The sequence below is a fragment of the Flavobacterium sp. PLA-1-15 genome, assembly GCF_049060005.1.
Lineage (GTDB): Bacteria > Bacteroidota > Bacteroidia > Flavobacteriales > Flavobacteriaceae > Flavobacterium.
In genome coordinates, this window is record NZ_JBMGQS010000004.1 from 85,888 (window position 1) to 111,014 (window position 25,127).

Annotated in this window: 28 protein-coding genes; 20 read left to right on the forward strand and 8 right to left on the reverse strand. The window is 36.8% G+C overall.

Translation table 11 applies throughout. From position 1 onward, the window contains the following. Positions 1-9 precede the first annotated feature (9 nt). The 8 genes from dnaJ to ACI6PS_RS04800 all read left to right on the forward strand — a co-directional run bounded on the left by dnaJ (position 10) and on the right by ACI6PS_RS04800 (position 7,075). Positions 10-1,140, forward strand: a complete 1,131-nt coding sequence (gene dnaJ / locus ACI6PS_RS04765; protein ID WP_421011408.1) for a molecular chaperone DnaJ — start codon at positions 10-12, stop codon at positions 1,138-1,140. 189 nt (positions 1,141-1,329) lie between these two features. Next, the gene (locus ACI6PS_RS04770; protein WP_421011409.1) at positions 1,330-2,253 is read left to right on the forward strand and encodes an ABC transporter ATP-binding protein; all 924 of its coding nucleotides are present in this window, start codon (positions 1,330-1,332) and stop codon (positions 2,251-2,253) included. Position 2,254: 1 nt separating this feature from the next. Beyond that, on the forward strand, positions 2,255-3,559 hold the full coding sequence (locus ACI6PS_RS04775; protein WP_421011410.1) for an ABC transporter permease: 1,305 nt from the start codon (positions 2,255-2,257) through the stop codon (positions 3,557-3,559). A gap of 168 nt (positions 3,560-3,727) precedes the next feature. Continuing rightward, the gene (locus ACI6PS_RS04780) at positions 3,728-4,891 is read left to right on the forward strand and encodes a sigma-54-dependent transcriptional regulator (RefSeq protein ID WP_421011411.1); all 1,164 of its coding nucleotides are present in this window, start codon (positions 3,728-3,730) and stop codon (positions 4,889-4,891) included. 59 nt (positions 4,892-4,950) lie between these two features. After that, the gene (locus tag ACI6PS_RS04785) at positions 4,951-5,460 is read left to right on the forward strand and encodes a DUF2314 domain-containing protein (RefSeq protein ID WP_421011412.1); all 510 of its coding nucleotides are present in this window, start codon (positions 4,951-4,953) and stop codon (positions 5,458-5,460) included. Positions 5,461-5,651: 191 nt separating this feature from the next. Further along, positions 5,652-6,299 (forward strand): DEAD/DEAH box helicase, encoded by a 648-nt coding sequence (locus ACI6PS_RS04790; RefSeq protein WP_421011413.1) that lies wholly within the window; start codon positions 5,652-5,654, stop codon positions 6,297-6,299. Positions 6,300-6,328: 29 nt separating this feature from the next. After that, positions 6,329-6,547 carry a putative signal transducing protein gene (locus tag ACI6PS_RS04795; protein ID WP_421011414.1) on the forward strand — a complete coding sequence of 73 codons (219 nt, stop codon included), beginning with the start codon at positions 6,329-6,331 and terminating at the stop codon, positions 6,545-6,547. A 3-nt stretch (positions 6,548-6,550) separates the two neighbouring features. After that, on the forward strand, positions 6,551-7,075 hold the full coding sequence (locus ACI6PS_RS04800; RefSeq protein ID WP_421011415.1) for a GNAT family N-acetyltransferase: 525 nt from the start codon (positions 6,551-6,553) through the stop codon (positions 7,073-7,075). 86 nt (positions 7,076-7,161) lie between these two features. On the opposite strand, the gene ACI6PS_RS04805 is transcribed toward ACI6PS_RS04800, so the two are convergent. The 5 genes from ACI6PS_RS04805 to crcB are packed head-to-tail and all read right to left on the reverse strand — an operon-like array spanning position 7,162 to position 11,448. Beyond that, on the reverse strand, positions 7,162-8,268 hold the full coding sequence (locus tag ACI6PS_RS04805; protein ID WP_421011416.1) for a peptidylprolyl isomerase: 1,107 nt from the start codon (positions 8,266-8,268) through the stop codon (positions 7,162-7,164). A 26-nt stretch (positions 8,269-8,294) separates the two neighbouring features. After that, a complete protein-coding gene (locus tag ACI6PS_RS04810) occupies positions 8,295-9,410 on the reverse strand; it encodes a peptidylprolyl isomerase (RefSeq protein ID WP_421011417.1) in 1,116 nt (371 codons plus the stop codon). A 12-nt stretch (positions 9,411-9,422) separates the two neighbouring features. Beyond that, complete coding sequence (gene gldI / locus ACI6PS_RS04815; RefSeq protein ID WP_421011418.1) at positions 9,423-10,031, reverse strand: gliding motility-associated peptidyl-prolyl isomerase GldI; 609 nt, start codon at positions 10,029-10,031, stop codon at positions 9,423-9,425. Then, complete coding sequence (locus tag ACI6PS_RS04820) at positions 10,018-11,040, reverse strand: DHH family phosphoesterase (RefSeq protein WP_421011419.1); 1,023 nt, start codon at positions 11,038-11,040, stop codon at positions 10,018-10,020. The genes gldI and ACI6PS_RS04820 overlap by 14 nt, the downstream gene beginning before the upstream one ends. A gap of 33 nt (positions 11,041-11,073) precedes the next feature. Next, the gene (crcB, locus tag ACI6PS_RS04825) at positions 11,074-11,448 is read right to left on the reverse strand and encodes a fluoride efflux transporter CrcB (RefSeq protein ID WP_421011420.1); all 375 of its coding nucleotides are present in this window, start codon (positions 11,446-11,448) and stop codon (positions 11,074-11,076) included. Positions 11,449-11,572: 124 nt separating this feature from the next. On the opposite strand from crcB, the gene nadC reads away from it, so the two are divergent. The 4 genes from nadC (at position 11,573) to priA (ending at position 16,456) form a co-directional block, all read left to right on the forward strand. Continuing rightward, positions 11,573-12,430, forward strand: coding sequence for a carboxylating nicotinate-nucleotide diphosphorylase (nadC, locus tag ACI6PS_RS04830; RefSeq protein ID WP_421011421.1), 858 nt, complete (start codon positions 11,573-11,575; stop codon positions 12,428-12,430). 9 nt (positions 12,431-12,439) lie between these two features. Beyond that, entirely contained in the window at positions 12,440-13,366 is a 927-nt protein-coding gene (locus ACI6PS_RS04835) for a YihY/virulence factor BrkB family protein (RefSeq protein WP_421011422.1), read from the forward strand. A 143-nt stretch (positions 13,367-13,509) separates the two neighbouring features. Then, on the forward strand, positions 13,510-13,935 hold the full coding sequence (locus ACI6PS_RS04840; RefSeq protein WP_421011423.1) for a DUF2147 domain-containing protein: 426 nt from the start codon (positions 13,510-13,512) through the stop codon (positions 13,933-13,935). Between the two features lie 67 nt (positions 13,936-14,002). Beyond that, positions 14,003-16,456: a replication restart helicase PriA gene (gene priA, locus ACI6PS_RS04845; protein ID WP_421011424.1), complete on the forward strand. Its 2,454-nt coding sequence runs from the start codon at positions 14,003-14,005 to the stop codon at positions 16,454-16,456. On the opposite strand, the gene ACI6PS_RS04850 is transcribed toward priA, so the two are convergent. Then, positions 16,450-17,148: a LytR/AlgR family response regulator transcription factor gene (locus ACI6PS_RS04850; RefSeq protein ID WP_421011425.1), complete on the reverse strand. Its 699-nt coding sequence runs from the start codon at positions 17,146-17,148 to the stop codon at positions 16,450-16,452. The genes priA and ACI6PS_RS04850 overlap by 7 nt on opposite strands. Before the next feature lie 174 nt (positions 17,149-17,322). Here ACI6PS_RS04850 and rpsF point away from each other — a divergent pair, with 174 nt between their 5' ends. The 5 genes from rpsF to ligA all read left to right on the forward strand — a co-directional run bounded on the left by rpsF (position 17,323) and on the right by ligA (position 21,123). After that, complete coding sequence (rpsF, locus tag ACI6PS_RS04855; RefSeq protein ID WP_421011426.1) at positions 17,323-17,664, forward strand: 30S ribosomal protein S6; 342 nt, start codon at positions 17,323-17,325, stop codon at positions 17,662-17,664. A gap of 5 nt (positions 17,665-17,669) precedes the next feature. Next, positions 17,670-17,966 (forward strand): 30S ribosomal protein S18, encoded by a 297-nt coding sequence (gene rpsR, locus ACI6PS_RS04860; RefSeq protein ID WP_007138295.1) that lies wholly within the window; start codon positions 17,670-17,672, stop codon positions 17,964-17,966. Positions 17,967-18,030: 64 nt separating this feature from the next. Then, a complete protein-coding gene (gene rplI / locus ACI6PS_RS04865; protein WP_421011427.1) occupies positions 18,031-18,471 on the forward strand; it encodes a 50S ribosomal protein L9 in 441 nt (146 codons plus the stop codon). 101 nt (positions 18,472-18,572) lie between these two features. Continuing rightward, complete coding sequence (locus ACI6PS_RS04870) at positions 18,573-19,046, forward strand: DUF6495 family protein (protein WP_421011428.1); 474 nt, start codon at positions 18,573-18,575, stop codon at positions 19,044-19,046. A 76-nt stretch (positions 19,047-19,122) separates the two neighbouring features. Beyond that, positions 19,123-21,123 (forward strand): NAD-dependent DNA ligase LigA, encoded by a 2,001-nt coding sequence (gene ligA, locus ACI6PS_RS04875; protein ID WP_421011429.1) that lies wholly within the window; start codon positions 19,123-19,125, stop codon positions 21,121-21,123. Between the two features lie 58 nt (positions 21,124-21,181). On the opposite strand, the gene ACI6PS_RS04880 is transcribed toward ligA, so the two are convergent. Next, a complete protein-coding gene (locus tag ACI6PS_RS04880; protein ID WP_421011430.1) occupies positions 21,182-22,099 on the reverse strand; it encodes a bifunctional metallophosphatase/5'-nucleotidase in 918 nt (305 codons plus the stop codon). 155 nt (positions 22,100-22,254) lie between these two features. Continuing rightward, a complete protein-coding gene (locus ACI6PS_RS04885; RefSeq protein WP_421011431.1) occupies positions 22,255-23,034 on the reverse strand; it encodes a 5'-nucleotidase C-terminal domain-containing protein in 780 nt (259 codons plus the stop codon). Positions 23,035-23,083: 49 nt separating this feature from the next. On the opposite strand from ACI6PS_RS04885, the gene ACI6PS_RS04890 reads away from it, so the two are divergent. Genes ACI6PS_RS04890 through ACI6PS_RS04900 form a run of 3 tightly spaced genes read left to right on the forward strand, consistent with a single transcriptional unit; the run spans position 23,084 to position 25,024 of the window. After that, positions 23,084-23,602 (forward strand): DUF6913 domain-containing protein, encoded by a 519-nt coding sequence (locus ACI6PS_RS04890; RefSeq protein ID WP_421011432.1) that lies wholly within the window; start codon positions 23,084-23,086, stop codon positions 23,600-23,602. A gap of 2 nt (positions 23,603-23,604) precedes the next feature. Next, positions 23,605-24,498: a 4-hydroxy-tetrahydrodipicolinate synthase gene (gene dapA, locus ACI6PS_RS04895; RefSeq protein ID WP_421011433.1), complete on the forward strand. Its 894-nt coding sequence runs from the start codon at positions 23,605-23,607 to the stop codon at positions 24,496-24,498. Positions 24,499-24,514: 16 nt separating this feature from the next. Further along, complete coding sequence (locus ACI6PS_RS04900) at positions 24,515-25,024, forward strand: ferritin (RefSeq protein ID WP_421011434.1); 510 nt, start codon at positions 24,515-24,517, stop codon at positions 25,022-25,024. Positions 25,025-25,127 lie beyond the last annotated feature (103 nt).

The window sequence follows — 25,127 nt, forward strand, 5'->3', positions numbered from 1 at the left end:
TACTAAAAGATGAAAAAAGATTTTTACGAAATATTAGGTATCACCAAAAGCGCCGATGCGGCAGCCATAAAAAAGGCATACCGTAAAAAGGCAATCGAGTTCCACCCTGACAAAAATCCGGGAAACAAGGAAGCCGAGGAAAACTTTAAACTAGCTGCTGAAGCTTATGAAGTTTTAAGCGATCCGCAAAAGAAAGCGAAGTACGATCAGTATGGTCATCAAGCTTTTGACGGAGCAGGTGGTTTTGGCGGAGGTCACGGAGGTATGAACATGGACGACATTTTCAGCCAGTTCGGTGATATTTTCGGAGGTGCTTTTGGCGGAGGCGGAGGATTCTCTGGTTTCGGTGGAGGCGGAGGCGGTCAGCGTCGAGTGAAAGGAAGCAACCTGCGTATCAAAGTAAAACTTACTTTGGAAGAAGTTGCCAATGGTGTAGAGAAGAAAGTTAAAGTAAAGCGTAAGATCCAGGCTTCAGGCGTAACTTATAAAACGTGTTCGACTTGTAATGGTCAAGGACAGGTAATGCGAGTAACAAACACGATTCTGGGTAGAATGCAATCTGCGTCAACTTGTCCGGCTTGTGGAGGTTCTGGTCAGATTTTGGATAAAAAACCAAACAATGCCGATGCTCAAGGAATGATTCTGGAAGACGAAACGGTTTCCATCAAAATTCCGGCAGGTGTTGTAGACGGAATGCAATTAAAAGTGGCCAACAAAGGGAACGATGCTCCAGGAAACAACAGCTTACCAGGAGATTTGATTGTTGCGATCGAAGAAATCGAGCACGAAACATTAAAAAGAGAAGGAGAAAATCTTCACCTAGACTTATATATTAGTTTTGCCGAAGCAGTACTTGGTGTTTCAAAAGACATTGATGCGGTTAATGGAAAAGTGAGAATCAAATTGGAAGAAGGAATTCAATCCGGTAAGATTCTTCGACTAAAAGGAAAAGGAATTCCAAGTGTAAACGGCTACGGAAACGGTGATTTATTGGTTCATGTAAATGTGTGGACGCCGAAAACTTTATCAAAAGAACAGAAGCAATTTTTCGAGAAATCGCTTACAGATGAGAACTTTATCCCTCATCCGGAAAAGAGTGATAAATCTTTTTTCGAAAAAGTTAAAGATATGTTTTCATAATTAAAAAAATATTTTTACATTTGGACTTTACTAGTTTACTAGTAAATTCTTTTTCATAGCAATTTTTCCCATCCTTGTGCAAATAAGGGTGGGTTTTTTTTTGTAACACTATTTCCTATTCGCTACTAATTGGCTACATTTACACTTTAGAGACTGTTGAAGTCCAATAAAATCAATCCAACTTATAAAATGAGCAATATACTTGAAGTCAAGAAAGTTGTCAAAAAATACGGCGACTATACCGCACTTAACGAAGTTTCAATAACAGTGCCAAAGGGAAGCATCTACGGACTTTTAGGGCCAAACGGAGCTGGAAAAACTTCCCTAATCCGAATCATCAACCAAATTACTTTGCCCGATGGCGGAGAAATTCTACTCGACGGAGAAAAATTGAGCCCAAACCACGTTCAATCCATCGGATATCTGCCAGAAGAAAGAGGTTTGTATAAATCGATGAAAGTAGGGGAGCAATGTCTGTATCTTGCCCAGATGAAGGGACTTTCAAAATCCGAAGCCAAAAAGCAATTGGATTATTGGTTCGAGAAATTCGAAATCCAAAGCTGGTGGAACAAGAAAATTGAAGAGCTCTCAAAAGGAATGGCACAGAAAATCCAATTTGTCGTAACCGTTCTTCATAAACCAAAACTACTAATCTTGGACGAACCGTTTTCAGGTTTCGACCCAGTAAACGCCAATTTGATCAAAGACGAAATCATCGAACTGAATCGCCAAGGAACTTCCGTAATCTTTTCGACACACCGAATGGAAAGCGTGGAAGAAATGTGCGATTACATCGGTTTGATTCATAAATCGAATAAATTAATCGAAGGAAAACTAAACGACGTCAAGAGAGAATACCGTTCCAATACTTTTGAAGTGGGGGTTCTAACCAATAATGTTGAAGGTTTGATGTTCGATCTATCACAAAAATTCACGCTTGGTCAGGCAAATTTCAAATCATTAAATGATGATCTGAAACTCGAAATTCAATTAGGAAATGCCACTTCAAACGAATTACTCCACATCTTGACGCAACGTGGTCAAGTAACACATTTCGTCGAGAAAATCCCAAGCGTAAACGATATTTTTATTCAAACTGTAAGCAATAAATAAGATGAGCATTTTATCCCTAATCATAAAAAGAGAGTTCATCGCCAAAGTGCGAAACAAATCTTTCATCGTCATGACGTTCCTGAGTCCGTTGCTTTTCGTCGGATTGGCCGCTTTCGTTGGCTATCTGAGCACGATGAAATCAGACGTAAAGGAAATCGTAATCCACGACGAATCGAATCTCTTTGTCAAGGATTTCAAGAATTCCGAGGAATACCATTACCTCAATCTGACCAATGTCGACTTGAAAACCTTGAAGGACAGTATCGTTTCAGAACGTTACGAAGGCTTGCTTTATATCCCTAAAATCGAAGACAACAAGGCACTTTCAAGCAAGATTCAATACATTTCAAACGAAAGTCCGAGTATGTCTTTTATTGAAGATGTAGAAGAAATCATCGCCCAAAAACTTACGACATCCAATTTCCAAAAAGCAGGCTTGGATACGTTGGCCATCAAAAATGCCGAAGCAAAAGTCAGCATCAACCTCACGAAAGCCACCGGAGAAGAAACCGTAAAAGGACTCAACGAAATAAAAGTCGGAATCGGAGCCGCTTTTGGTTATCTGATCATGATGTTTATCGTCATCTACGGAAACATGGTCATGCGAAGCGTCATCGAAGAAAAAACAAACCGCATCATCGAAATTATCATTTCATCCGTAAAACCATTCCAATTGATGATGGGAAAAATCATCGGGACATCATTGGCGGGAGTATTGCAGTTTGCAATTTGGGCGGTAATCGGAGGAACATTATTTCTCGTTGCCTCTTCACTTTTAGGAATCGAAATGGGTTCCGCCGCTTCAACAGCGCCACAAATGATGCCAGGTTCAGATGTAGAATTTGCAAACAAGGCACAACTCTATGTAAATGAGTTTCTTAACTTGCCATTATTGACATTAATTCTCTCATTCATCGTTTATTTCATCGGAGGTTATTTCCTCTACAGTTCCATCTATGCCGCAATCGGCGCCGCTGTCGATAACGAAACTGATTCACAGCAATTCCTTTTACCAATCATATTGCCTTTAATGTTAGGAGTTTACGTTGGATTTTTCAGTGTCTTGAGCGAACCTCATGGAACCGTAGCCACCGTATTTTCAATGATACCGCTAACCTCTCCAATCGTAATGCTGATGCGAATTCCATTTGGCGTGCCATGGTGGCAATTACTGATTTCCGTACTATTATTGTTTGGAACCTTCTTTTTCGTGGTTTGGTTTGCTTCAAAAATCTACCGCGTCGGAATCCTGATGTACGGTAAAAAACCAACCTGGAAGGAATTATACAGATGGTTGAAATATTAGGAGCGAAAGGCTCGGGCTAAGAATAAAACCATTTTCCTGCCTTCCTTCCAATCTTTTTATTTTTAAAGAAAAAATAAAAAGGATTTTCCCTCCAGTCAGGGCTAGATGGAATCCATTTAACTCGAGAAACTTAGAAACTCAGTATCTCAGAACCAGCAACAAAAAAAAATGAGCAAAATACTAATCATAGAAGACGAAGCCGCCATCAGAAGGGTATTAACCAAAATACTTTCAGAAGAAAACGACAGCTATCAGGTAGAAGAAGCCGAAGACGGCGTTTCTGGCTTCGAAAAAATAAAGAACAACGATTACGACCTCGTTCTGTGCGACATCAAGATGCCAAAAATGGACGGTGTCGAACTTCTCGAAGCCGTAAAAAAAATAAAACCCGAAATTCCAATGGTCATGATTTCTGGACACGGAGATATGGAAACCGCCATCAACACGATGCGTCTCGGCGCTTTCGATTATATTTCAAAACCACCCGATTTGAACCGGCTTTTGAATACCGTTCGAAATGCATTGGACAAAAAACAGCTCGTAGTTGAAAATAAGATACTCAAGAAAAAAGTCAGCAAGCAATATGAAATGATAGGAAATTCAGAGCCTATCAATCTTATAAAGGAAATGATCGAGAAAGTTTCCAAAACCGACGCCAGGGTTTTAATAACCGGACCAAACGGAACCGGTAAAGAATTGGTTGCGCATCAATTGCACGAAAGGAGCGAGCGTTCAAATGCACCGCTAATTGAGGTGAACTGTGCCGCCATTCCATCAGAATTAATCGAAAGCGAATTGTTTGGTCACGTAAAAGGAGCCTTTACATCAGCAGTAAAAGATAGGGCTGGAAAATTCGAAGCAGCCGACAAAGGAACCATCTTCTTGGACGAAATTGGCGACATGAGTCTTTCAGCACAAGCAAAAGTGCTTCGAGCCTTGCAGGAAAGTATGATTACAAGAGTAGGAGCCGACAAGGATATAAAAGTAGATGTTCGTGTGGTTGCGGCAACCAACAAGGATCTGAAAAAGGAAATCGAAGAAGGACGTTTCCGCGAAGATTTGTACCACCGACTTGCCGTGATTTTAATTAAAGTTCCGGCTTTGAATGACCGTCGGGATGATATACCTTTACTGATCGAACATTTTACAAGCAAGATTGCCGAAGAGCAAGGAAATGCAACCAAGGTTTTCTCTAAGGAAGCCATCAAATTGTTGCAGGAATACGACTGGACAGGAAACATCCGTGAATTAAGAAACGTAATCGAAAGGCTGATCATTTTAGGTGGAAACGAAATCTCCGAAAACGATGTGAAGCTTTTTGCGAGCAAGTAATAAGCCAATAATTATGTGCTATTTTCGAGCACCAGAAAACTTAATCTAAAGCTTTGTAAATGAATAAAATATTATCAATTATTGTCATTTTAATCGTCACATTGAGTTGTAATAATATTCAAAAAGGAAAAGTAGAAAGAGAAAACGAACGTGACATAATTGGAGTTGAAAGTAATGATTCAGAAATGAATTTAGCTACAGAAAAAGCGAAACTAAATATTGAAAAATTTGATTCAGCATTAAAAAGCAATAATCCGAGATTTATAAATTTTTCTGTAAAAAAACCATATAAAACTGAAAGTGGAAATGAACATATTTGGATAAGCGATGTTGTTTTGAATGGAAATAAATATTTAGGTATAATTGGGAATACCCCCGAATACACAAGTGAAATAAAATTAGGAGATACGGTTTTTGTAGAGAAAAGCGAAATTTCAGATTGGATGTATATTGACGAAAATAAATTAAGAGGAGGATATACTATTCGAGCATTGAGAAATAAAATGTCGGAATCTGAAAAGAAACAATTTGACAATGAAAACGGAATGATAATAGAAGACGAAAAATAAAAACAGCACATAGCATCCGTTTGGCGTAATTGGGGTTTTAGGCTGAATTTAAAGACAGTTTTGTATTTGATAAATTTGTGTTTAATCGAAAAATCTCACATCTTTATTCCCTAACCACGCCAAGCGTCAGGACAAAATAGCCAAAAGGCAATAGTGCTTGGCTAATGGCTTTTGCCTAATAACTAAAAAAAATGCAATTAAAAAAAATAAATCCAAATCTTCAAAAGGCATTAATAGAAAATGGTCTTGAGGAAGCCAATGAAATACAACAGGAAACTTTTTCAACCATAAAAAGTGGTGCCGATTGTGTGATCATCGCTCCCAAAGGTTCAGGAAAAACAACTACTTTGGTGATTAATGTCATTCAAAGATTGGAGAAAGAATTTCAGGAATCGCCAAGAGCCTTGATTATTGTGCAGACAAAGGAAAAGATGCACGAAATGAGAGAACTTTTTGCAAAGTTTGGAAATTATACGAACCTTCGTGTTTATGGTGTTAACGACAAAGGCGATATCGATTTTGACAAGAATCATATCTCGTTGGGAATTGACGTTTTGATTGGAACGCCAAACCGCCTGAGCGATTTGTTTGCTTCAGCAGGTTATGACATCAACCAACTTAAAATGTTTATCATTGAAGATACGGATGAACTGTTGCGACTTCGTTTTGATACCAAGATTGCCCGAATTGCCGAAGCCAGAAAAACACAATGCATCTTCTTTTCTGAGAACGCAACGGAGCGTATCGAAAGTTTTGCCGACCGTATTATGATTGAACCGTTATGGTTTGAAATGGACGATGAGGAAGAAGTTGAAGATGAAGAAGAAACGGAACAATAAAAAATAATAATTAGCAATAAAACTGCGCTATGGGATTAATTAAAATATTTTCGGGAAGTGAAATCTTGGCTAAGAATTTACAACAAAGAATCGAAGGGGCCGGAATCGATACGGTAATTAAAGACAATATCCAATCCGCAAGACTAGGCGGTTTTGGTAACTCCGATTTGGCTGTTGAGGTCTTTATCCAGGAAGTCGATTTTGGAAAAGCCAACCCAATTATCGAAGAATTTAGAATGAGCATCTAAGTCATGAGCAAGTACATCGAAACGAAAAGATTATTGCTTCGCGAGCTTTATCCTTCCGATGATGAGAAAATGTTTGAGCTTGATTCAAATCCAGAAGTACATCGTTATGTAGGTAAAGAACCGGTGGAGGAAATAGAACAAGTTCGTAGTGTAATTGCTAATATCCGCCAACAATATCTTGATAACGGAATTGGTCGTTGGGCAGTAATCTTAAAAGAAACCAATCAATTCATAGGTTGGGCCGGATTGAAATTGGAAAAAAATGTCAACGGACATGAGCAGTTCTACGATTTGGGTTACCGTTTTATTCAAGAGCATTGGGGAAAAGGCTATGCTACCGAAGCCGCAAAAGCATTTCTAGATTATGGATTCAACAGATTGCATCTAGAAACCATCAACGCTTGGGCGGATTCTGAAAATAAGGGTTCTCGAAATGTATTGGAAAAGTTAGGATTTACTTACGTGAATACTTTTCAGCATGATGGAGAAGAAGAAGTGTGGTATGAGATAAAAAATCCTAATAAATAATTTTTTAATAAGTAAGCATAAAAAAAACCAGTGAATATAATTTCACTGGTTTTTTTATTGAACAAGTATCAGTTATACTTAATTGATTAATTGTTGATTTTCAGTAACTCAACTTCAAAAATCAAGTCGCTTTTAGCAGGAATAACGTTCCCCATCGCTCTGTCGCCATAAGCCAAATTGTATGGGATGTAAAATTTATATTTAGATCCTTCGGACATTAGTTGAAGACCTTCGGTCCAACCTTTAATCACTTGATTTAAATTGAAATCAATTGGTTCTCCTCTTTCCACACTACTGTCAAAAACTTTTCCGTCTACAAGTTTCCCGGTATAATGAACTTTTACATTATTTGTAGCAACTGGCTTTGTACCAGTACCCTCTTGTAGAACGATATATTTCAAGCCACTAGCAGTAGTTTTTCCGTTAGCAAACTCTTTCAAAGCGGCAGCATTTGCAACAGCTCTTAATTCAGCTTCTTTTTGAGCTTCTGCTTTTTCTACTGCGTCTTTATTACTGAAGTAGTCAGAAAAAACTTTTGCAGCATCAAATTTTTTAGCCAATGCACCTTTTCTAACAATAGAAATTTTAGTGATTACATCGTTTTGCTCAATTGCATTCACAACATCTTGCCCACTTGTTACATGCCCAAAAACTGTGTGCTTTCCATCTAAATGAGGAGTTGCTTTGTGGGTGATAAAAAACTGGCTTCCGTTTGTAGCTGGACCAGAATTTGCCATAGAAAGGATTCCTGCTGAGCTGTGTTTCAAACTTGGAACAATCTCATCTTTAAATCTATATCCTGGGCTTCCAGAACCATTTCCTAATGGATCTCCACCTTGAATCATGAAATCTTTGATAACGCGGTGAAATTTCAAGAAATCATAAAATGGTTTTCCTTTTAATTTTGGATCCGTAACAAATGGATTAGTTCCTTCTGCCAAAGACACAAAGTTTGCTACCGTGATAGGTGTTTTTTGATATTCTAATTCTAATGTTATCTTGCCTTTTGTAGTTTCAATTTCTGCGAAAAGTCCATCTCCCGGAGCTGGTGCTTGAGTAGCTTTTTTTGTAGAAGTTGTAGCTTTTTTGGTAGTAATAGCTTTCTTGGTAGTCGTAGCTTTTTTAGGAGCTGTTTGTGCAAAAATTCCAGTTGTCATACTTAAAAACAACAACGCTATAAATTTCATTTTCATTTTTTATAATTTTAAATTAATGCTGATTATTTCTCTATTAATTCGATTTCAAAGATAAGATTTGAGTTTGGAGGTATGATTCCACCGCCAGCACCAGCTTCTCCATAACCTAAGTTTGAGGGGATGAAGATAGTTGCTTTGTCTCCATAAGAAAGCTGTTCAATACCTTCAATAAAACCAGGAATCATACCACTTTTTCTTCCCGCTTGAAAAGGTAGTGGTGCATATCCGCCTTGAGCGGCTCTCATTTCGTCGTATTTTCCAAACTGCTTTGCCACTTCTTCAATACTGCTGTCAAACAAAGTTCCATCTTCAAAAAAGCCTGCATAGTGGATTAGTACATTTGTTCCGTTTGCTGGTTTTTTTCCACTTCCTTTTTTAGTGATGATGTATTGCAAGCCAGAAGCCGTCTTGGTTGAAGCGGCTTTGTTTTTTGCAAAAGTGGCTACTTTTTCGTCGATTATCGCTTTGAATTTTTCGTTGTATAATCTTTTTTCTTCGGCATCAACTACTGCTTGTTTTTTTAGATTTTCTTCTTCTGTAGCGAAATAATCACTGAAAACTTTTACAGCATCAAATTTCTTTGCCGCTTCTCCTTTTCTTACAATCTTAACTGAAGTGATGATGTCGTCTTGAACGATTTTATTTACGGTTTCCATTCCGTTTCCTACAACATGACCAAAAACGGTATGTTTTCCGTCCAGCCAGCCTGTTTCAACGTGCGTGATGAAAAACTGACTGCTGTTGGTTGCAGGACCTGAATTTGCCATAGAAAGAACTCCTGGTCCGTCGTGTTTCAAATCGGTAATTTCGTCTTTGAATTTGTATCCAGTATCGCCAGAACCATTTCCTAACGGATCACCACCTTGAATCATGAAGTTATCCAAAACACGGTGGAATTTTAAACCATCATAAAAAGGTTTTCCTTTGAATTTTTCATTTACGAAAGTGTTTTTGCCTTCTGCCAATGTTACAAAATTGGCTACAGTAACTGGTGTTTTTTCGTATTCAAGTTCCAGGATGATATCTCCTTTTGTAGTTGCAATTTCAGCATATAAGCCGTCCGGTAGTTCGCTGTATTTGTCGTTGCACGAAAAAAGCGTGGTAGCTATGATCAATAACAGTAATACTCTTTTTTTCATTGTTTTAAATTATTATTCTGGTTTAGTTTCTGTTTGTATGTTTTCTTCAACTTTAGACTTTGCTTGTGTTTTTGGTCGATCGTCTGGTTTGAAATCCCTTAACGTAACCGTGCAAACAATCGGCAAGTTTGGTCCAATTCGGTCATTATCGCCTCTGTATCCAAATCCCAAATGCGATGGGAAAAGAAATGTAACTTTTTCATTTTTCTTCATCAATTTGATTCCATCGCGCAAGCCCATCAGGATGTTTTGCTTGTCAACCAAATAGGTTTGCGGTTTCAATTCAATCTGTGAATAAATCACATTATCATTTAAATCCTTAATTTCATAATCAAAATAAGCAATATCGCCTCTTTTCGGAGTGGCTGTATCGGTTGTGTTTTTTATTTCATAAGTGTACCAGTATCCTTTTGGCGTAGCTAAATACTGCACTTTCGGATTATTTTTCATAACCGAATCAATCAAAGCTTCTTCACCGGCAATCAGCTTTTTATTTCGCTCTACAGATTCCTTCATGAAACTTCCAGAAGTCTGAGAAATCGGTTTTCTTGCTTGTTGCTTGGTACAGCTTACTAAAAGTGTGCCAATCGCCAACATCATTATTTTTTTACTTAGATTCATCGTTCTTAATCGTAATAGTTTTGATAATATTTTCGAACTTATTTACAGTTTCTCTCAAGGATAAATACGATTTTCCTCCCGCAGCATTGATGTGTCCACCACCGCTAAAATGTTCTCTTGCAAATTGATTGACATCAAAATTCCCTTGCGAACGGAACGAAATCTTGATGATATTCTCGTCTCTGTGTTCGATAAAAATAGCAGTAAAAATAATTCCTTTTATCGTTAATCCATAATTTACAATCCCTTCGGTATCACCTTTAACATAATTATATGTGTCGAGTTCTTTTTGCGAAAGCGTGATATATGAAGTGTTGTATTCCGGGAAAAGTTTCAAATTTTGAAGTGCCTGACCAAGAAGACGCAATCTGTCGTACGAATTATTATCGAAAAGCGAATTGTGCACTTCTCCATTTTCAATTCCGATGTCAATCAAATCCGCTACAACTCTGTGTGTCGTACTTGTTGTCGATGGAAAACGGAAAGAACCAGAATCAGTTACAATTCCTGTATAAATACAAGTTGCAACGGTTTTATCAATCAGGTTTTTATGTCCGAGGAAAACAATAAAATGATACAACATTTCGCAAGTTGAACCATACGAGGTGTCCGAATACATATATCTTGCGTAATCATCCGGTTTTTGGTGGTGGTCAATCATTATAAACGGAGCTTCAAGCTTGTTCAGAATATTCTCCATCTCGCCAACACGGTGCAAGGCATTAAAATCTAGGGTAAAAATTAGATCAGCTTCTTGAAGCACTTTTGTTGAATTTTCCCTGTCTTTTTCAAAAATCAATACGGTTTCCGAAGAAGGAAGCCAAGCCAGAAATTCAGGGAATTCATTTGGAGCAATCACCACAGGTTCGTGGTTTAACTGCAAAAGAAAATGATACAATCCAAGTGTAGAGCCCATCGCGTCACCATCGGGACTTCTGTGGGGTATGATAGCAATTTTTTTCGGTGTCGACAGCAATTCTTTAATTGCTTCTATATCTTCGTTTTTCATAGTCTGCGAAAATACGGTTTTTTGAAATAGTGTTTACATTTTTGCTACAAAAAGTCCAAACCATACCGCCATCAAACCAATAATGACGCTCGAAGCAATATAGGCAAAAGCAATTCCCATATTTTGATTCTGAAGCAAATTGAAGTTTTCATATCCAAAAGTAGAAAAAGTAGTGTAGCCACCACAAAAGCCCGTTATTAAAAACCACTTCAAGTCACTGTTGGCCAGTTGTTGTTTCTCTAAAAAACCGATAAAAAGGCCAATCAAGAAACATCCAATAACATTCGTTATAAAAGTGGCCAACGGAAAATGATTCTCCCAAAATCGGGCTACAAATACTGAAGTCAAATACCGAAGCATACTCCCAATCGCACCGCCAAGTCCTATGATTAATAACGTTTTTAGCATCCTGTTTCTTTTTTGCTAAAATACATTATTCTTTTGCAACCAAATAATTTGGCAGAATATAAACTTGCGATTTCATTAAACCTAAACCGTTTTTTGTATTTTAGCACAACATTTAAATAACGCTATGATTTCGGAAACTCAATTTCAAAACGAATTAAAATTAATCATCGAAAACGCAATCAGGGAAGATGTTGGTGCTGGAGATTACAGTTCATTGGCTTGTATTCCAGCTTCTGCAACAGGAAAAGCAAAATTATTGGTCAAGGAAGACGGCATCATTGCAGGAGTTGAATTTGCCAAAATGATTTTCAATTATGTCGACCCAAATTTAAAAATCGAAACCTTTATACAAGACGGAACGCCTGTAAAATACGGTGATATCGTTTTTCATGTCGAGGGAAGTTCACAATCAATATTAAAATCTGAAAGAGTTGTGCTGAATTCCATGCAACGAATGAGTGCCATTGCAACCAAGACCAATAAATATGTTCAGTTGCTTGACGGAACCAAAACAAAAATTCTCGATACTCGAAAAACAACGCCAGGTTTCAGAGCTCCCGAAAAATGGGCCGTGAAAATCGGTGGAGGCGAAAACCATCGCTTTGCCTTGTACGATATGGTGATGCTAAAAGACAATCATAACGATTTTGCTGGCGGAATTACAAAAGCCATCGAAAAGACGAAAGATTATCTCAAACAAAACAATCTCGATTTAAAAATAATTGTAGAAGCCAGAAACCTCGATGAAATAAAGGAAATCCTTCAATCCGAAGGTATTTTCAGAATTCTGATAGATAATTTTAATTTTGACGATACCAAAACAGCAGTTGCCTTAATCGGCGACAAATGCCTGACCGAATCTTCAGGAAACATCAACGAAAATACCATTCGAAATTATGCCGAATGCGGAGTAGATTACATTTCTTCTGGAGCATTGACGCATTCCATTTACAATATGGATTTGAGTTTAAAAGCCATTTAAAAATAAGCAATGAGCCAAGAAATCGAAAGCAAAATCAAGAAAATACCGGTTGTAAGAAACCTGATGTATTTTACCAAGAAGATAAAACTTCCTTGGCTGGAAGGGCTTTCCCTATACGATTTGCTCGAGATTTATATTATTGGTGTTGCACAAGGTGCTATTTCCTATCGAGCTGGAGCCATTGCCTTCAGTTTTTTTATGGCACTTTTTCCGTTTGCACTTTTCATACTGAACTTGATTCCTATAATTCCAATCGAGGGATTCAAGCAAGATTTCCTTCGATTTGTAGAGGAAAGCGTTCCGCCAAATACCTTTGAAGCTATTTCCTCGATTATTCAAGATATTACCAATAATAGTTATGGAAACTTGCTTTCTTCGGGTTTTATATTGTCTAGCTTCTTGATGGCAAATGGCTTGAACGCCATTCTCGGAGGATTTGAAAACTCACATCACGTTATTTTAAAGCGTGGTTTTTTCAGGCAGTATCTTGTAGCACTTGGAATGTCATTATTACTCACGTTTTTGCTGATTTTTACGGTCGCAACCATCGTAATCTTTGAAATTTTTATTCAAAAAATAAAAATTCAAGACGTTCTCAACGAAAACATCCAAATTATGGTCATCGGTCGTTACATCTTCTTCATGCTGATGATTTTGGTCACCACTTCCATACTTTTTAAATTCGGAACACGAGAAACAAAAAAGAATTCCTTCATCTCGATAGGCTCTGTATTTACTACGATTCTCATCATTTTATCGTCCTACGCATTCGGAATTTGGGTCGTGCGATTCTCAAAATACAACGAACTTTATGGTTCAATCGGAACTCTTTTGATCATGATGTTCTATATTTGGTTAAATTGCATGATTCTTTTATTAGGTTTCGAACTCAACGCCACCATCAACAAGCTAAAAAGAAGGAATTTGTTTACTTAGGAGCTATTTCCCGCTATCCGTTCCAATCTTTTCTTTTTTTAAAGAAAAAAAGAAAAGGATTTCCACTACAAACACGTAGTGTTCATCGAACTCTTATGAAAATAAGAGTATTGTGAGATAATCGGGGCTAAAACATCGCAGTTATGAAGAACGTTTTTATATTCATTTTCACATTTTTCCTCACAGCAACGTATGCTCAAAAATCCGTTCTCGGAAAGTGGAAGTCCATCGACGACGAAACAGGAAAGGCTCTCGGAGTAGTAGAAATCTATGAAGAAAACGGAATGATTTACGGAAAAATAATCGACATCCTGATTCCAAAAGACCGCAACAAAACCTGTGAAAAATGTCCAGGCGAAGACAAGGACAAGCCCATTTTAGGTTTAACCGTTATAAAAGATTTGAAAAAGGACGGAGACGAATACAACGGCGGTCACATCCTCGACCCGAAGCACGGTAAGCTTTATAAATGCTACATCAATCTTGAAGGAGAAGATAAACTTAAAATCAGAGGCTATATCGGTATTTCCTTATTCGGGCGAACTCAATATTGGCATCGTTTAAAATAATTTGAAAGATTGAAAGATTTTCTAACTAAGTCACCAAAACCATACACCCAACACCCTATACCCAAAAATGCATTTCATCGAAGTAATTTTACCGCTTTCACTTTCCAAAACCTTTACCTATTCGGTTTCTGAAGCTGAATATAATTATCTCAAAAAAGGTTTTCGTGTTGCGGTTCCTTTCGGTAAAAACAAAATATACACCGCACTTGTTATTGACATTCACCAAAATGCACCCACTTTATACGAGGCAAAAGAAATCCATCAGATTTTAGATGAAAGCCCAATTGTAAACGAAATCCAGATTGCACATTGGCAATGGATTGCTTCCTATTATATGTGTGCCATCGGAGATGTGTACAGAGGTGCAATGCCATCGGCACTATTGCTGGAAAGCGAAACAATTATTTCTCAAAAAACAGAATCGTTTGTAGATGAAACCCAACTTACAAACGATGAATTTCTAATATACGAAGCTTTACAATATCAATCGTCGCTGAAGATTCAGGATATTATGGCAATTCTGGATAAGAAAAATGTGCTTCCGGTGATTCAAAAACTCATTGCAAAGAACATTCTTTTCTTGGAAGAGGAGTTGACAGAGGTTTACAAACCGAAACTCATTCGCTACGTTCGTTTGCATCAAAAGTTCAATTCAGATGAAGGTTTAGGACAATTGTTGGATACGCTGAAAAACGCCAACAAACAAAAGGAAATTGTACTGAGCTATTTTCAATTGACGGCTACAGAAAAAAACAAACCTGTTTCTGTAAAGATGTTGATGGAAGCTTCGGGTGCATCTTCAGCCGTCATAAAAGCGTTAGTAGAAAAAGAAATTTTCGAAGAATACCACATTCAAACCGACAGGGTCAATTTTGATGAAAATAAAAAAGAGAATAATTTAGCTTTAAGCGAAGCACAACAAAATGCTTTCAATTCGATTATTTCAAGTTTTGAAACCAAAGAAGTAACACTTTTACACGGCGTGACTTCCAGCGGAAAGACAGAAATATATATCAAGCTCATCGAAGATTACTTAAAAAAAGACCAACAGGTTTTATACTTACTTCCGGAAATAGCTTTAACAACACAATTAGTCAGCCGATTAACCGCTCATTTTGGAAACAAAGTCGCCGTTTATCATTCAAAATACAGCAATAACGAACGTGTGGAAGTTTGGAATCAATTGCTTCAAAATTCTGAAAAAGCACAAATTGTGATAGGAGCGAGGTCAGCGTTATTTTTACCGTTCAATAATCTGGGTTTGATAATTGTGGATGAAGAACACGAGCAAACTTTCAAACAACAAGACCCGGCACCACGTTATCATGCTCGGGATGCTTCAATTGTTTTGGCTAATTCGCATAAAGCAAAAGTAGTTTTGGGTTCGGCAACGCCAAGTATTGAAACCTATTTCAATGCACAGTCTGAAAAATATGGATTTGTAACAATTTCAGAACGATTCGGAAATGTGATGATGCCTGAAATTGAATTGGTAGATTTGAAAGACAAATATTTCCGTAAAAGAATGACGGGACATTTCAGCGATGTCTTGATTGAAAATATTACGGAAGCATTATCACTGGGCGAACAAATTATCTTGTTTCAAAATCGGCGTGGATTTTCGCCCGTTGTGGAATGCATGACGTGTGGACATGTTCCGCAATGCCAACAATGCGACGTCAGTTTGACCTATCATAAACATAAAAACCAATTGCGTTGTCATTATTGTGGCTACTCGATGGCGAATCCTACGAATTGTCATAATTGTTCAAGCGTCGATTTGACCACAAAAGGTTTCGGTACAGAGCAAATCCAGCAGGAATTGAACCAGCTTTTTCCCAATCATAAAATTGGAAGAATGGACCAAGACACAACGCGAGGAAAATTTGGTTTCGAACGAATCATCGACAGTTTTAAAAACCGTGAAATTGATATTTTAGTCGGAACGCAAATGTTGGCCAAAGGCTTGGATTTTGATAATGTCTCACTCGTTGGTATTATGAACGCCGATAACATGTTGTATCATCCCGATTTTCGTGCTTTTGAAAGAAGTTATCAAATGATGACGCAGGTTTCGGGTAGAGCAGGACGTTCGGAAAAACGTGGGAAAGTTATCATTCAAACCTATAATCCCGATCATAATACGATTCAGCAGGTGACCAATAACGATTATGTTGGAATGTATAAGGAACAATTATATGAACGACAGATTTATAAATACCCGCCTTTTTTCCGTTTGATAAAGCTGACGTTAAAGCACCGTGATTTCGATAAGTTGAAAGAAGGTTCGATGTGGCTGTATCAGGTTTTGAATCAGAATTTGGATATGCCTGTTTTGGGGCCAGAAGAACCACCTATCAGTAGAATCCGAAATGAATATATAAGGACGATTATGGTCAAGATTCCGCAACAATCGTCAATTGGGGCTACCAAAAAAAATGTCCAGAAGATTCTGAACAGTTTTGAAGCGGTTGCCCAATACAGGGCTATAAAAGTGGTGGTGAATGTCGATTTTTATTGAGAAACTTCAATCGCTTTTTTGAGCTCTTCCTTTTTATTACGGCTTAACGGAATTTTTGAAGCGCCAATTTCTGCAAATTTGCTGTTGAACTTGTCAATCTTATCAATGTTGACAATAAACGATTTGTGAACACGTAGAAATTTTTCCTTCGGTAAATCATTTTCAAAAGCTTTCATGGTTGATAAAACCAAGTGGTTTTCATCGTCGGTAATTACTTTTACATAATCTCCGTAAGCTTCGACCCATTTTATTTTGGAAGTGAAAACTTTAAGTTTTTTAAGTTTGCTTTTGATGAAGATATGATCGCCGTCTTCTTCTAAACTTTCGTTGATGAGCGCCTGCATGTTTAGAGCCCGTTTCACAGATGCTTCAAAACGAACGGCTGTTATGGGTTTTTGTAAATAATCAGTCGCGTCATAATCAAATGCTTTTACCGCATATTCGGGTTTTGAAGTAATAAAAATAACCTGGGGCTTTACTTTTAAGTGGTCTAGAAAATCAAATCCGCTGAGAATGGGCATTTCTATATCAAGAAATAGCAGATCAACATCTGTATATGACATAAAGTTTTTTGCCTCAATAGCATTCGAAAATTCGCCGACGAGCTTAAGGTTGGGATGGTTACTAGCTAATTTGCTAACAATCATCCTTTGAATGGAGCTGTCATCAACAACAATGCAACTTAATTTCATATAAAATAAAAGGTCATGTTCAGGGAAAAAATAAAAGTATACTATTTTTTTTACACAACCATTATGTTTCTGAAAAAAAAACGTAATTCATCGAATAAATATACTGGATACTTGTAGAATAGAAATAAATGATTACTTTTGCACCCAATTTTATAACAAATAAAATACATTATTATGAATCATTATGAGACTGTTTTCATCTTGAATCCCGTTTTATCTGAAGTACAGGTAAAGGAAACAGTAAGCAAATTCGAAGATTTTCTTACTTCCAGAGGTGCAGAGATTGTAGCAAAAGAGGATTGGGGACTAAAAAAATTAGCCTATGAAATCCAAAACAAAAAAAGTGGTTTTTACCATTTAGTTGAGTTCAAAGTATCTGCTGAAGTATTGATTGCTTTTGAAACTGAATTTAGACGTGACGAAAGAGTAATGCGTTTCTTGACTGTAAGTCTTGACAAACATGCAATCTCTTGGGCAGAAAGAAGAAGAGCAAAACTAAAAGCAGCTAAAGCATAATTATTATGGCAACATTACAACAATCAGCTTCAGGAAAAAAAGACGGAGATATCAGATATTTAACGCCTTTGAACATAGAAACTAACAAAACTAAAAAGTATTGTCGTTTCAAAAAATCTGGAATCAAATACATTGATTATAAAGATGCAGATTTCTTATTGAAATTCGTTAACGAACAAGGAAAAATTCTTCCACGTCGTTTAACTGGAACTTCATTGAAATACCAAAGAAAAGTGTCAGTAGCTGTAAAAAGAGCACGTCACTTGGCTTTGATGCCATACGTGGCCGATTTATTAAAATAATTAAAAACAACAGTTGTTGGTTTCTCCCAAAAGAGAACCTAACTTCTATAATAAGGACAACAACATGGAACTTATATTAAAACAAGACGTAGCAAATTTAGGATTTAAAGAAGATATCGTAACGGTAAAACCAGGATACGGTCGTAACTTTTTGATTCCTCAAGGTTTTGCAACTTTGGCTACTCCTTCTGCAAAGAAAATTTTGGCAGAAAACCTTAAACAAAGAGCTCACAAAGAAGCAAAAGTTATTGCTGATGCAAAAGCTTTGGCTGAAACTTTGAAAGCGATTGAAATTAAAATTTCTGCAAAAGCAGGTGGTGAAAAATTATTTGGTTCTGTAACCAATATCGACATCGCTGAAGCTTTGGCAAAAGGTGGTCAAGAAATCGATAGAAAATTCATCACTTCTGGAATCGTTAAACGTACAGGTAAATATACTGCTACTGTTAGATTGCACAGAGATGTTTTCGTTGAATTGCCATACGAAATCGTAGCTGAAAAATAATATTTTTCAACTTGAAATATCAAATCCCGTCTCGCTAATGAGTTCGGGATTTTTTTATTATTTATTTCCTGAACCTAGAACCCAGAAACTAGTACCGAATAATGAAATACACAAGATTAACAAAAGAACAATTCGAAGAATTACACCCAGAATTTGTGAATTTTCTGGCAACCCAATCGATTGACAAAACTGAATGGGACAAAATTAAAGAAGAACAGCCTCAGGTTGCAGAGCAAGAATTGGATGTTTTTTCAGATCTAATCTGGGAAGGTGTTCTGACAAGGGCTGAATATTTGGAACATTTTTCTAAGAATTATATCTTCCTTTTTCATTGTAAGGAAACCCATGTGCATTCAATCGTATTGAAAGCATTGAATCCAGAAATTGATTTTCTGACGAAAGACGGCTTGCAATGGTTGAGCGACAATATGTTTACCGAAAACGTGGAGATGAAAGTGGGAAATAAGGAATTTACAGAAGAACGAAATGCTTCCATTTTCCAACTGATTCAGCAAGGCGCTTTCTTGAGCGACGGACAATTATACAAGCAGATTATTTCGATTATTGAGGCTTAATTTTTCGAGATATTTACCATAAATTGGTTATTTTAGTACTCTGTTTACAGGAACTAAAATAGCCAATTTCTTTTTTATGGACATTCAAGAAACCATCCAATCTTTACGCGACGAGCTCAATCTGCACAATTATAATTATTATGTTTTGGACAATCCAACCATTTCCGATTATGATTTTGATGTTAAATTAAAAGAGCTTCAAGAGTTGGAAAACAAAAATCCTGAGTTTTTTGATGAACATTCTCCAACGCAAAGAGTTGGTGGTATGATTACCAAAAACTTCAATACGATTACCCATAAAATCAGAATGTATTCCCTTGATAATTCCTATTCAAAGGAAGATGTTTTGGATTGGGAAAAGCGAATCCAAAAAATATTGGGAGATGTTCCGTTGGAATATACATGTGAATTAAAATATGATGGTGCTTCAATTTCAATGACCTACGAGCATGGAAAATTAAAGCGTGCCGTTACTCGTGGAGATGGTTTTCAAGGCGATGAAGTGACGAATAATATCAAGACGATTCGTTCTGTTCCATTGCAATTGAAAGGTGATTATCCAGATAGTTTTGAAATTCGTGGAGAAATTATTTTGCCATTAGAAGGTTTTGCCAAAATGAATCAAGAATTGATTGAAAGTGGCGAGACACCTTATTCAAACCCAAGAAATACAGCTTCCGGAAGTTTGAAATTGCAAGACAGTGCTGAAGTTGCCAAACGTCCACTAGATTGTTTGTTGTATACTTTTATAGGAAATGATGTGAAGTTTGCTACTCATTTTGAAAGTCTGGAAAAGGCGAGAAGCTTCGGTTTCAAGGTGCCAAAGGAAGCAAAATTGGTGAAAAGTATCGATGAGGTTTTTGAATTCATCGATTATTGGAACATTCATCGTCATGATTTGCCTTATGAAACTGATGGAGTTGTGGTGAAAGTAAATAATCTGCATTACCAAGACGAATTGGGTTATACTGCAAAATCACCACGTTGGGCAGTTGCCTACAAGTTTAAGGCTGAACAAGTTTCAACTAAATTAAATTCGATTTCGTATCAGGTTGGACGAACTGGAGCCATCACGCCTGTTGCAAATCTGGAACCAGTTCAATTGGCAGGAACTATTGTAAAACGTGCTTCTTTGCACAATGCAGATCAGATTGAAAAATTAGACATTCGTGTTGGAGACGAAGTTTTTGTAGAAAAAGGTGGAGAAATCATTCCGAAAATTATCGGAGTTGATTTTACAAAACGTTCTTTGGATTTGGAACCTACAATTTACATCACAAAATGTCCAGAATGCCAAACCGAATTGATTAGAAAAGAAGGCGAAGCACAGCATTATTGTCCGAATTTCTATGGATGTCCGCCTCAGATAATTGGTAGGATCCAGCATTATATTTCAAGGAAAGCAATGGATATTGAAGGTTTGGGTGGCGAAACAGTTGCCTTGCTTTTCAATAATAATCTGGTGCATAATTATGCCGATTTATACGATTTGACGATTGCTGATGTAATTCCTTTGGAGCGTATGGCCCAAAAATCTGCCGAAAACTTGGTTAATGGGATTGAAAAATCGAAAGAGGTTCCGTTTGAAAGAGTTTTGTTTGCGCTAGGAATCCGTTATGTCGGAGAAACCGTTGCTAAGAAATTAGCGAAGCATTATCAAAACATCGATAATTTGAGTAACGCCAGTTTGATGGATTTGATTTTAGTCGATGAAATTGGAGAGCGAATTGCACAAAGTGTCGTAGAATTTTTCGAAAATACCGAAAATAAAATTATAATCAACCGACTTAAAGGTTATGGTGTTCAATTGGAAATAAAAACGGTTTTCAATCCGGATGCGACTGATAAATTAGCTGGAAAAACCTTTGTAGTTTCTGGGGTTTTTACAAAATTCAACCGTGATGATTTGAAAAAGGCTATCGAAGTTAATGGCGGAAAAGTAGGAAGTTCCATCTCAGCAAAAACCGATTTTGTAATCGCAGGAGACAATATGGGACCGGCAAAATTAGAAAAAGCAAACAAATTGAATGTTTCAATAATTTCTGAAGATGATTTTATTGCAATGCTTTCCCAATAAGCTAATTATATTGATTAGCGAATTAGCGGATTTCAAAATTCGCTAATTCGCTAATTTTTCAAACAATAATCGTTCTCCCTTGATTGGTCTTGTTTTTATCAGCATCAAAATAAAAATCAATTCGACCAAGATTGATTCCGTAACAGCCTACTTGGTTTACTAAAACCTCTTTTCCGTCCAAATTCTTTACAATTGTAGGCTTGTCCAGAAAAGTATGGGTGTGTCCGCCAATAATCAAATCAATGTCTTTTGTGCTTTTTGCCAGATTCAAATCCGAAATTTTATTCGGTTCGTTTTTGTAATTGTAACCTAGATGCGAAAGACAAATAATCAGATCACATCGTTTTTCATCCTTTAAAATACGGGTCATTTCTTGAGCCGTTTCGATTGGATCTTTGTAAACAGTTTCCTTGTAATTCTTCTTGTCAACCAAGCCATCAAGCTGAATTCCAAGTCCAAAAACACCAATCTTGATGCCATCTTTCGTGAAAATCTTATACGGTTTTACGATGTCATTCAAGATCGTATTCTTAAAATCATAATTAGCAGAAACAAACTCAAAATTGGCATTGGGCAATTGCGAATAAAAACCATCAATTCCGTTGTCAAAATCGTGATTTCCCATCGTAGCCAAATCATATTTCATCATGCTCATCAGCTTGAATTCCAGTTCTCCACCGTAATAATTAAAATACGGCGTTCCTTGAAAAATATCACCAGCATCCAACAGCAACACATTTGGATTTTCTTTTCGGATGCTTTCTACCAACGCCGAACGTCTCGAAACGCCACCCATATTTGGATTTTTAGCATCACTTGCTGGAAAAGAATCTATGTGGCTGTGAACATCATTCGTGTGTAAAATCGTCAAATGTTTCACTTTTGCAGGCGAATCAAATGCCATCAAGGGCACACTCGGCAAAGCCAAAAGAGCGGAACTCGCAACCGTTTTTTGTATAAAATCTCTTCTTTTCATTATTGTTTTTTTAGGAGCAAATCGCTTGGTTCCTTTTTAATCCATTTTCCTGCTTTCCGTTTCTGCCGAAGAAAAATCGGCATCCTCTTCAATCAGGGCTAGTCATTTGGCAATATGTCTTTTTAAATTTCTGGCTTTTTTGAGCGACTAAATCGTTACTCTTTCTTTATTCTAACGTCCTTGATTACTGGAATCGTATCGACTTCTTTAAAATAATCAATCCATACATTACGTAGTTTATAGTCCAAATCATAAACCTGAACGCCTTTCTTAAAGAAGTTCATGCTATCGCCACCATTGTATAAATAATCATTGGTAGCAACATAATATATTTGCCCAACATCAACTGGATTCCCTTTAATCCAAATGTTTTTTGCGTTATTGTTTTGGTCAATCACAAAACTCAATCCCGCCAAAGGATGTGGTTTTTTCTCGTTAATGATGTAATCGACCATTTCGATAATCTGTTCTCCTTTCAAGGCGACAACAACCAGGCTGTTTTCAAAAGGCATCAACTCAAAAGCAGTACGAGTCGTTACATTGCCTTTGCTGATGACTGAACGGATTCCGCCATGATTCAATAAGCAGACATCCACGGATTTGTTTTCTCTCGTCTTGAAAATTTTATTAGCACTAGCCAAAGTAATATCAGCTTGTAGGCTTCCAATTGTGGTTTGCCATTCACCCTTGCTTTTTTCCAATGTTTCCGGTGCATAAGCCAAGACTTCATTCATATCCTTGTCGATTTTTTCTCGATATGGTTTGATAAAAGCATCAACTTGCGAAACCTCAGGAATTGTATTGGTAATCGCAATTTGCTTGCCTTCAATTTTATTGACAAATATTTTCTTTTCTCCACAAGAAATAAGGAAAATAAATGTTAAGAATAAAACAAAAATAGGCGATAAGAAGTTAGACTTTTTTAGATTTACCATCTGAAATGCGACTTAGTTTAAGTAATTTTGTAACTCAAGTAAAAGTAGTATGTTTTTAAATTTTTTAAAGAATTTTTTCTTAAAAAGAAAGTTAAAAAATAACACAGTTAATGTTAACAGTAGTTTCTCAAATGAAAAAATAAACACTGTTGGGATTATAGTTGACGAGAGTTATTTCAATGAAAAAGAGAACTTGATTAAGGAGTTGATTAAGAATGATGTAAATCAGAATAATATAAAATTGCTGGTTTATAAAGATAAATTCAAAAAGAATGATGTGGTTGGATTCCCGTCTTTCAGTATGAAGGATGTGAGTTGGAATGGCGAAATTCAACAGCAAGAAGCAGTGGATTTTTTGGTAAAACCGTTTGATATGTTGATCAGCTATTATGATGTTACGAAAGCACCTTTGTTATTGGCTACACAACAATCAAAAGCGGTTTTTAAAGTTGGTTTTTCAACAATTGATAAAAGATTGAACCATTTTATGATCAATACCAATGCTGAAAATTTCAAAGTTTTTAGCGATGAATTATTCAAGTATCTCAGAATTTTAAACAAAATATAATTATGCAATCATTTGTTGGAACAGGCGTTGCACTTGTTACTCCGTTCAAAAAAGATTTTTCGGTAGATACCGAAGCGTTGGTAAAACTTGTCAATTTTGTAATTGATGGAGGTGTTGAATATCTTGTTGTTTTAGGAACAACGGGAGAGCCAGCAACCTTGACCAATGACGAAAAGGAACTGGTAATAAAGACAATTGTTGGTGCAAATAACGGAAGATTGCCTTTGGTGCTTGGTGTTGGTGGGAATAATACCGCTCAAGTTGTTGAGGAATTAAAAACTAGAGATTTTACGGATTTTTCTGCGATTCTATCGGTTTCTCCTTATTACAACAAACCTACACAAGAAGGAATTTATCAGCATTTCAGTGCTATTGCGAAGGCTTCTCCGGTTCCTGTAATCTTATATAATGTTCCAGGGAGAACTGCTAGTAACGTTTTGCCTTCAACGGTTGTTCGTTTGGCAAATGAATTCAAAAACATTATAGCAATAAAAGAAGCGGCAGGAGATATAGTTCAGGCGATGAAATTAATCCAGACAGCTCCAAAAGATTTTCTTGTAATTTCCGGTGATGATATGGTGACTTTGCCGATGGTTTTGGCGGGTGGAGCAGGAGTGATTTCGGTAATTGGAGAAGGTTTTCCAAGACTGTTTTCAGATATGGTTCGTTTAGGTCTTGAAAGAAAAGTAGACGAAGCATACAAATTACATTATCAAGTTGCAGATGCAATTGACATGATTTTTGAGCAAGGAAATCCAGCTGGAATCAAGGAAGTGCACAAGGCTTTAGGATTGTCTGAAAATACTGTAAGATTACCGTTGGTTTCAGTAAACGAAGATTTATCAGATAGAATTACAAAATTCACAAAGAATATTACAACAGCTGTTACGGCTTAAATTTAAATAAGAAATTATGTTATCACAAGTTATACAAGACGCATTAAACAAGCAGATTAAAGTTGAAGGAGATTCATCTCAAATTTATTTAGCCATGGCTTCTTGGGCAGAAGTGCAAGGTTTTGAAGGAATTTCTACTTTTATGTTTGCACAATCTGAAGAAGAAAGATTGCACATGTTGAAATTGGTGAAATACATCAACCAAAGAGGCGGACAGGCTAAAATTTCGGGAACAGTAGAGCCAACTTTGGATTTGTCGAGCTACAAAGTGTTGTTCAAGCAATTATTGGAGCACGAAATCAAAGTTTCGGAAAGCATCAACGATTTAGTAGGAATCAGTCTAGATGAAAGAGATTATGCTACTCACAATTTTCTTCAATGGTATGTTGCTGAACAGATAGAAGAAGAAGCAAATGCCCGTTATATCTTGGATAAGATCAATCTTATTGGAGATGATAAAGGAGGTTTGTATTTGTTTGACAATGAAATGAAGAATTTCACAAGCCCGGTTCCAACTCCGAAATAATATTTGAAGAAGATTATTTCAAATCTGATTTTTCGCCTTGTTTTAAGACAAAAACCACTATAAAAAAAAATGTTTTGTAGTCTGCAATTAATCACTAAATTTG

Bases quoted from the DNA above. Each gene is read 5' to 3' on its own strand.
- ACI6PS_RS04790 (WP_421011413.1), top strand. From the start codon at position 5,652: ATGCAATTAAAAAAAATAAATCCAAATCTTCAAAAGGCATTAATAGAA.
- dnaJ (WP_421011408.1), top strand. From the start codon at position 10: ATGAAAAAAGATTTTTACGAAATATTAGGTATCACCAAAAGCGCCGAT.
- ACI6PS_RS04810 (WP_421011417.1), bottom strand. From the start codon at position 9,410: ATGAAAAAAAGAGTATTACTGTTATTGATCATAGCTACCACGCTTTTT.
- ACI6PS_RS04770 (WP_421011409.1), top strand. From the start codon at position 1,330: ATGAGCAATATACTTGAAGTCAAGAAAGTTGTCAAAAAATACGGCGAC.
- nadC (WP_421011421.1), top strand. From the start codon at position 11,573: ATGATTTCGGAAACTCAATTTCAAAACGAATTAAAATTAATCATCGAA.
- ACI6PS_RS04835 (WP_421011422.1), top strand. From the start codon at position 12,440: ATGAGCCAAGAAATCGAAAGCAAAATCAAGAAAATACCGGTTGTAAGA.
- ACI6PS_RS04840 (WP_421011423.1), top strand. From the start codon at position 13,510: ATGAAGAACGTTTTTATATTCATTTTCACATTTTTCCTCACAGCAACG.
- ACI6PS_RS04870 (WP_421011428.1), top strand. From the start codon at position 18,573: ATGAAATACACAAGATTAACAAAAGAACAATTCGAAGAATTACACCCA.
- rplI (WP_421011427.1), top strand. From the start codon at position 18,031: ATGGAACTTATATTAAAACAAGACGTAGCAAATTTAGGATTTAAAGAA.
- ACI6PS_RS04890 (WP_421011432.1), top strand. From the start codon at position 23,084: ATGTTTTTAAATTTTTTAAAGAATTTTTTCTTAAAAAGAAAGTTAAAA.
- ligA (WP_421011429.1), top strand. From the start codon at position 19,123: ATGGACATTCAAGAAACCATCCAATCTTTACGCGACGAGCTCAATCTG.
- ACI6PS_RS04805 (WP_421011416.1), bottom strand. From the start codon at position 8,268: ATGAAAATGAAATTTATAGCGTTGTTGTTTTTAAGTATGACAACTGGA.
- ACI6PS_RS04795 (WP_421011414.1), top strand. From the start codon at position 6,329: ATGGGATTAATTAAAATATTTTCGGGAAGTGAAATCTTGGCTAAGAAT.
- ACI6PS_RS04780 (WP_421011411.1), top strand. From the start codon at position 3,728: ATGAGCAAAATACTAATCATAGAAGACGAAGCCGCCATCAGAAGGGTA.
- ACI6PS_RS04880 (WP_421011430.1), bottom strand. From the start codon at position 22,099: ATGAAAAGAAGAGATTTTATACAAAAAACGGTTGCGAGTTCCGCTCTT.
- ACI6PS_RS04785 (WP_421011412.1), top strand. From the start codon at position 4,951: ATGAATAAAATATTATCAATTATTGTCATTTTAATCGTCACATTGAGT.
- gldI (WP_421011418.1), bottom strand. From the start codon at position 10,031: ATGAATCTAAGTAAAAAAATAATGATGTTGGCGATTGGCACACTTTTA.
- ACI6PS_RS04850 (WP_421011425.1), bottom strand. From the start codon at position 17,148: ATGAAATTAAGTTGCATTGTTGTTGATGACAGCTCCATTCAAAGGATG.
- ACI6PS_RS04775 (WP_421011410.1), top strand. From the start codon at position 2,255: ATGAGCATTTTATCCCTAATCATAAAAAGAGAGTTCATCGCCAAAGTG.
- crcB (WP_421011420.1), bottom strand. From the start codon at position 11,448: ATGCTAAAAACGTTATTAATCATAGGACTTGGCGGTGCGATTGGGAGT.
- ACI6PS_RS04820 (WP_421011419.1), bottom strand. From the start codon at position 11,040: ATGAAAAACGAAGATATAGAAGCAATTAAAGAATTGCTGTCGACACCG.
- ACI6PS_RS04800 (WP_421011415.1), top strand. From the start codon at position 6,551: ATGAGCAAGTACATCGAAACGAAAAGATTATTGCTTCGCGAGCTTTAT.
- ACI6PS_RS04900 (WP_421011434.1), top strand. From the start codon at position 24,515: ATGTTATCACAAGTTATACAAGACGCATTAAACAAGCAGATTAAAGTT.
- rpsR (WP_007138295.1), top strand. From the start codon at position 17,670: ATGGCAACATTACAACAATCAGCTTCAGGAAAAAAAGACGGAGATATC.
- rpsF (WP_421011426.1), top strand. From the start codon at position 17,323: ATGAATCATTATGAGACTGTTTTCATCTTGAATCCCGTTTTATCTGAA.
- priA (WP_421011424.1), top strand. From the start codon at position 14,003: ATGCATTTCATCGAAGTAATTTTACCGCTTTCACTTTCCAAAACCTTT.
- dapA (WP_421011433.1), top strand. From the start codon at position 23,605: ATGCAATCATTTGTTGGAACAGGCGTTGCACTTGTTACTCCGTTCAAA.
- ACI6PS_RS04885 (WP_421011431.1), bottom strand. From the start codon at position 23,034: ATGGTAAATCTAAAAAAGTCTAACTTCTTATCGCCTATTTTTGTTTTA.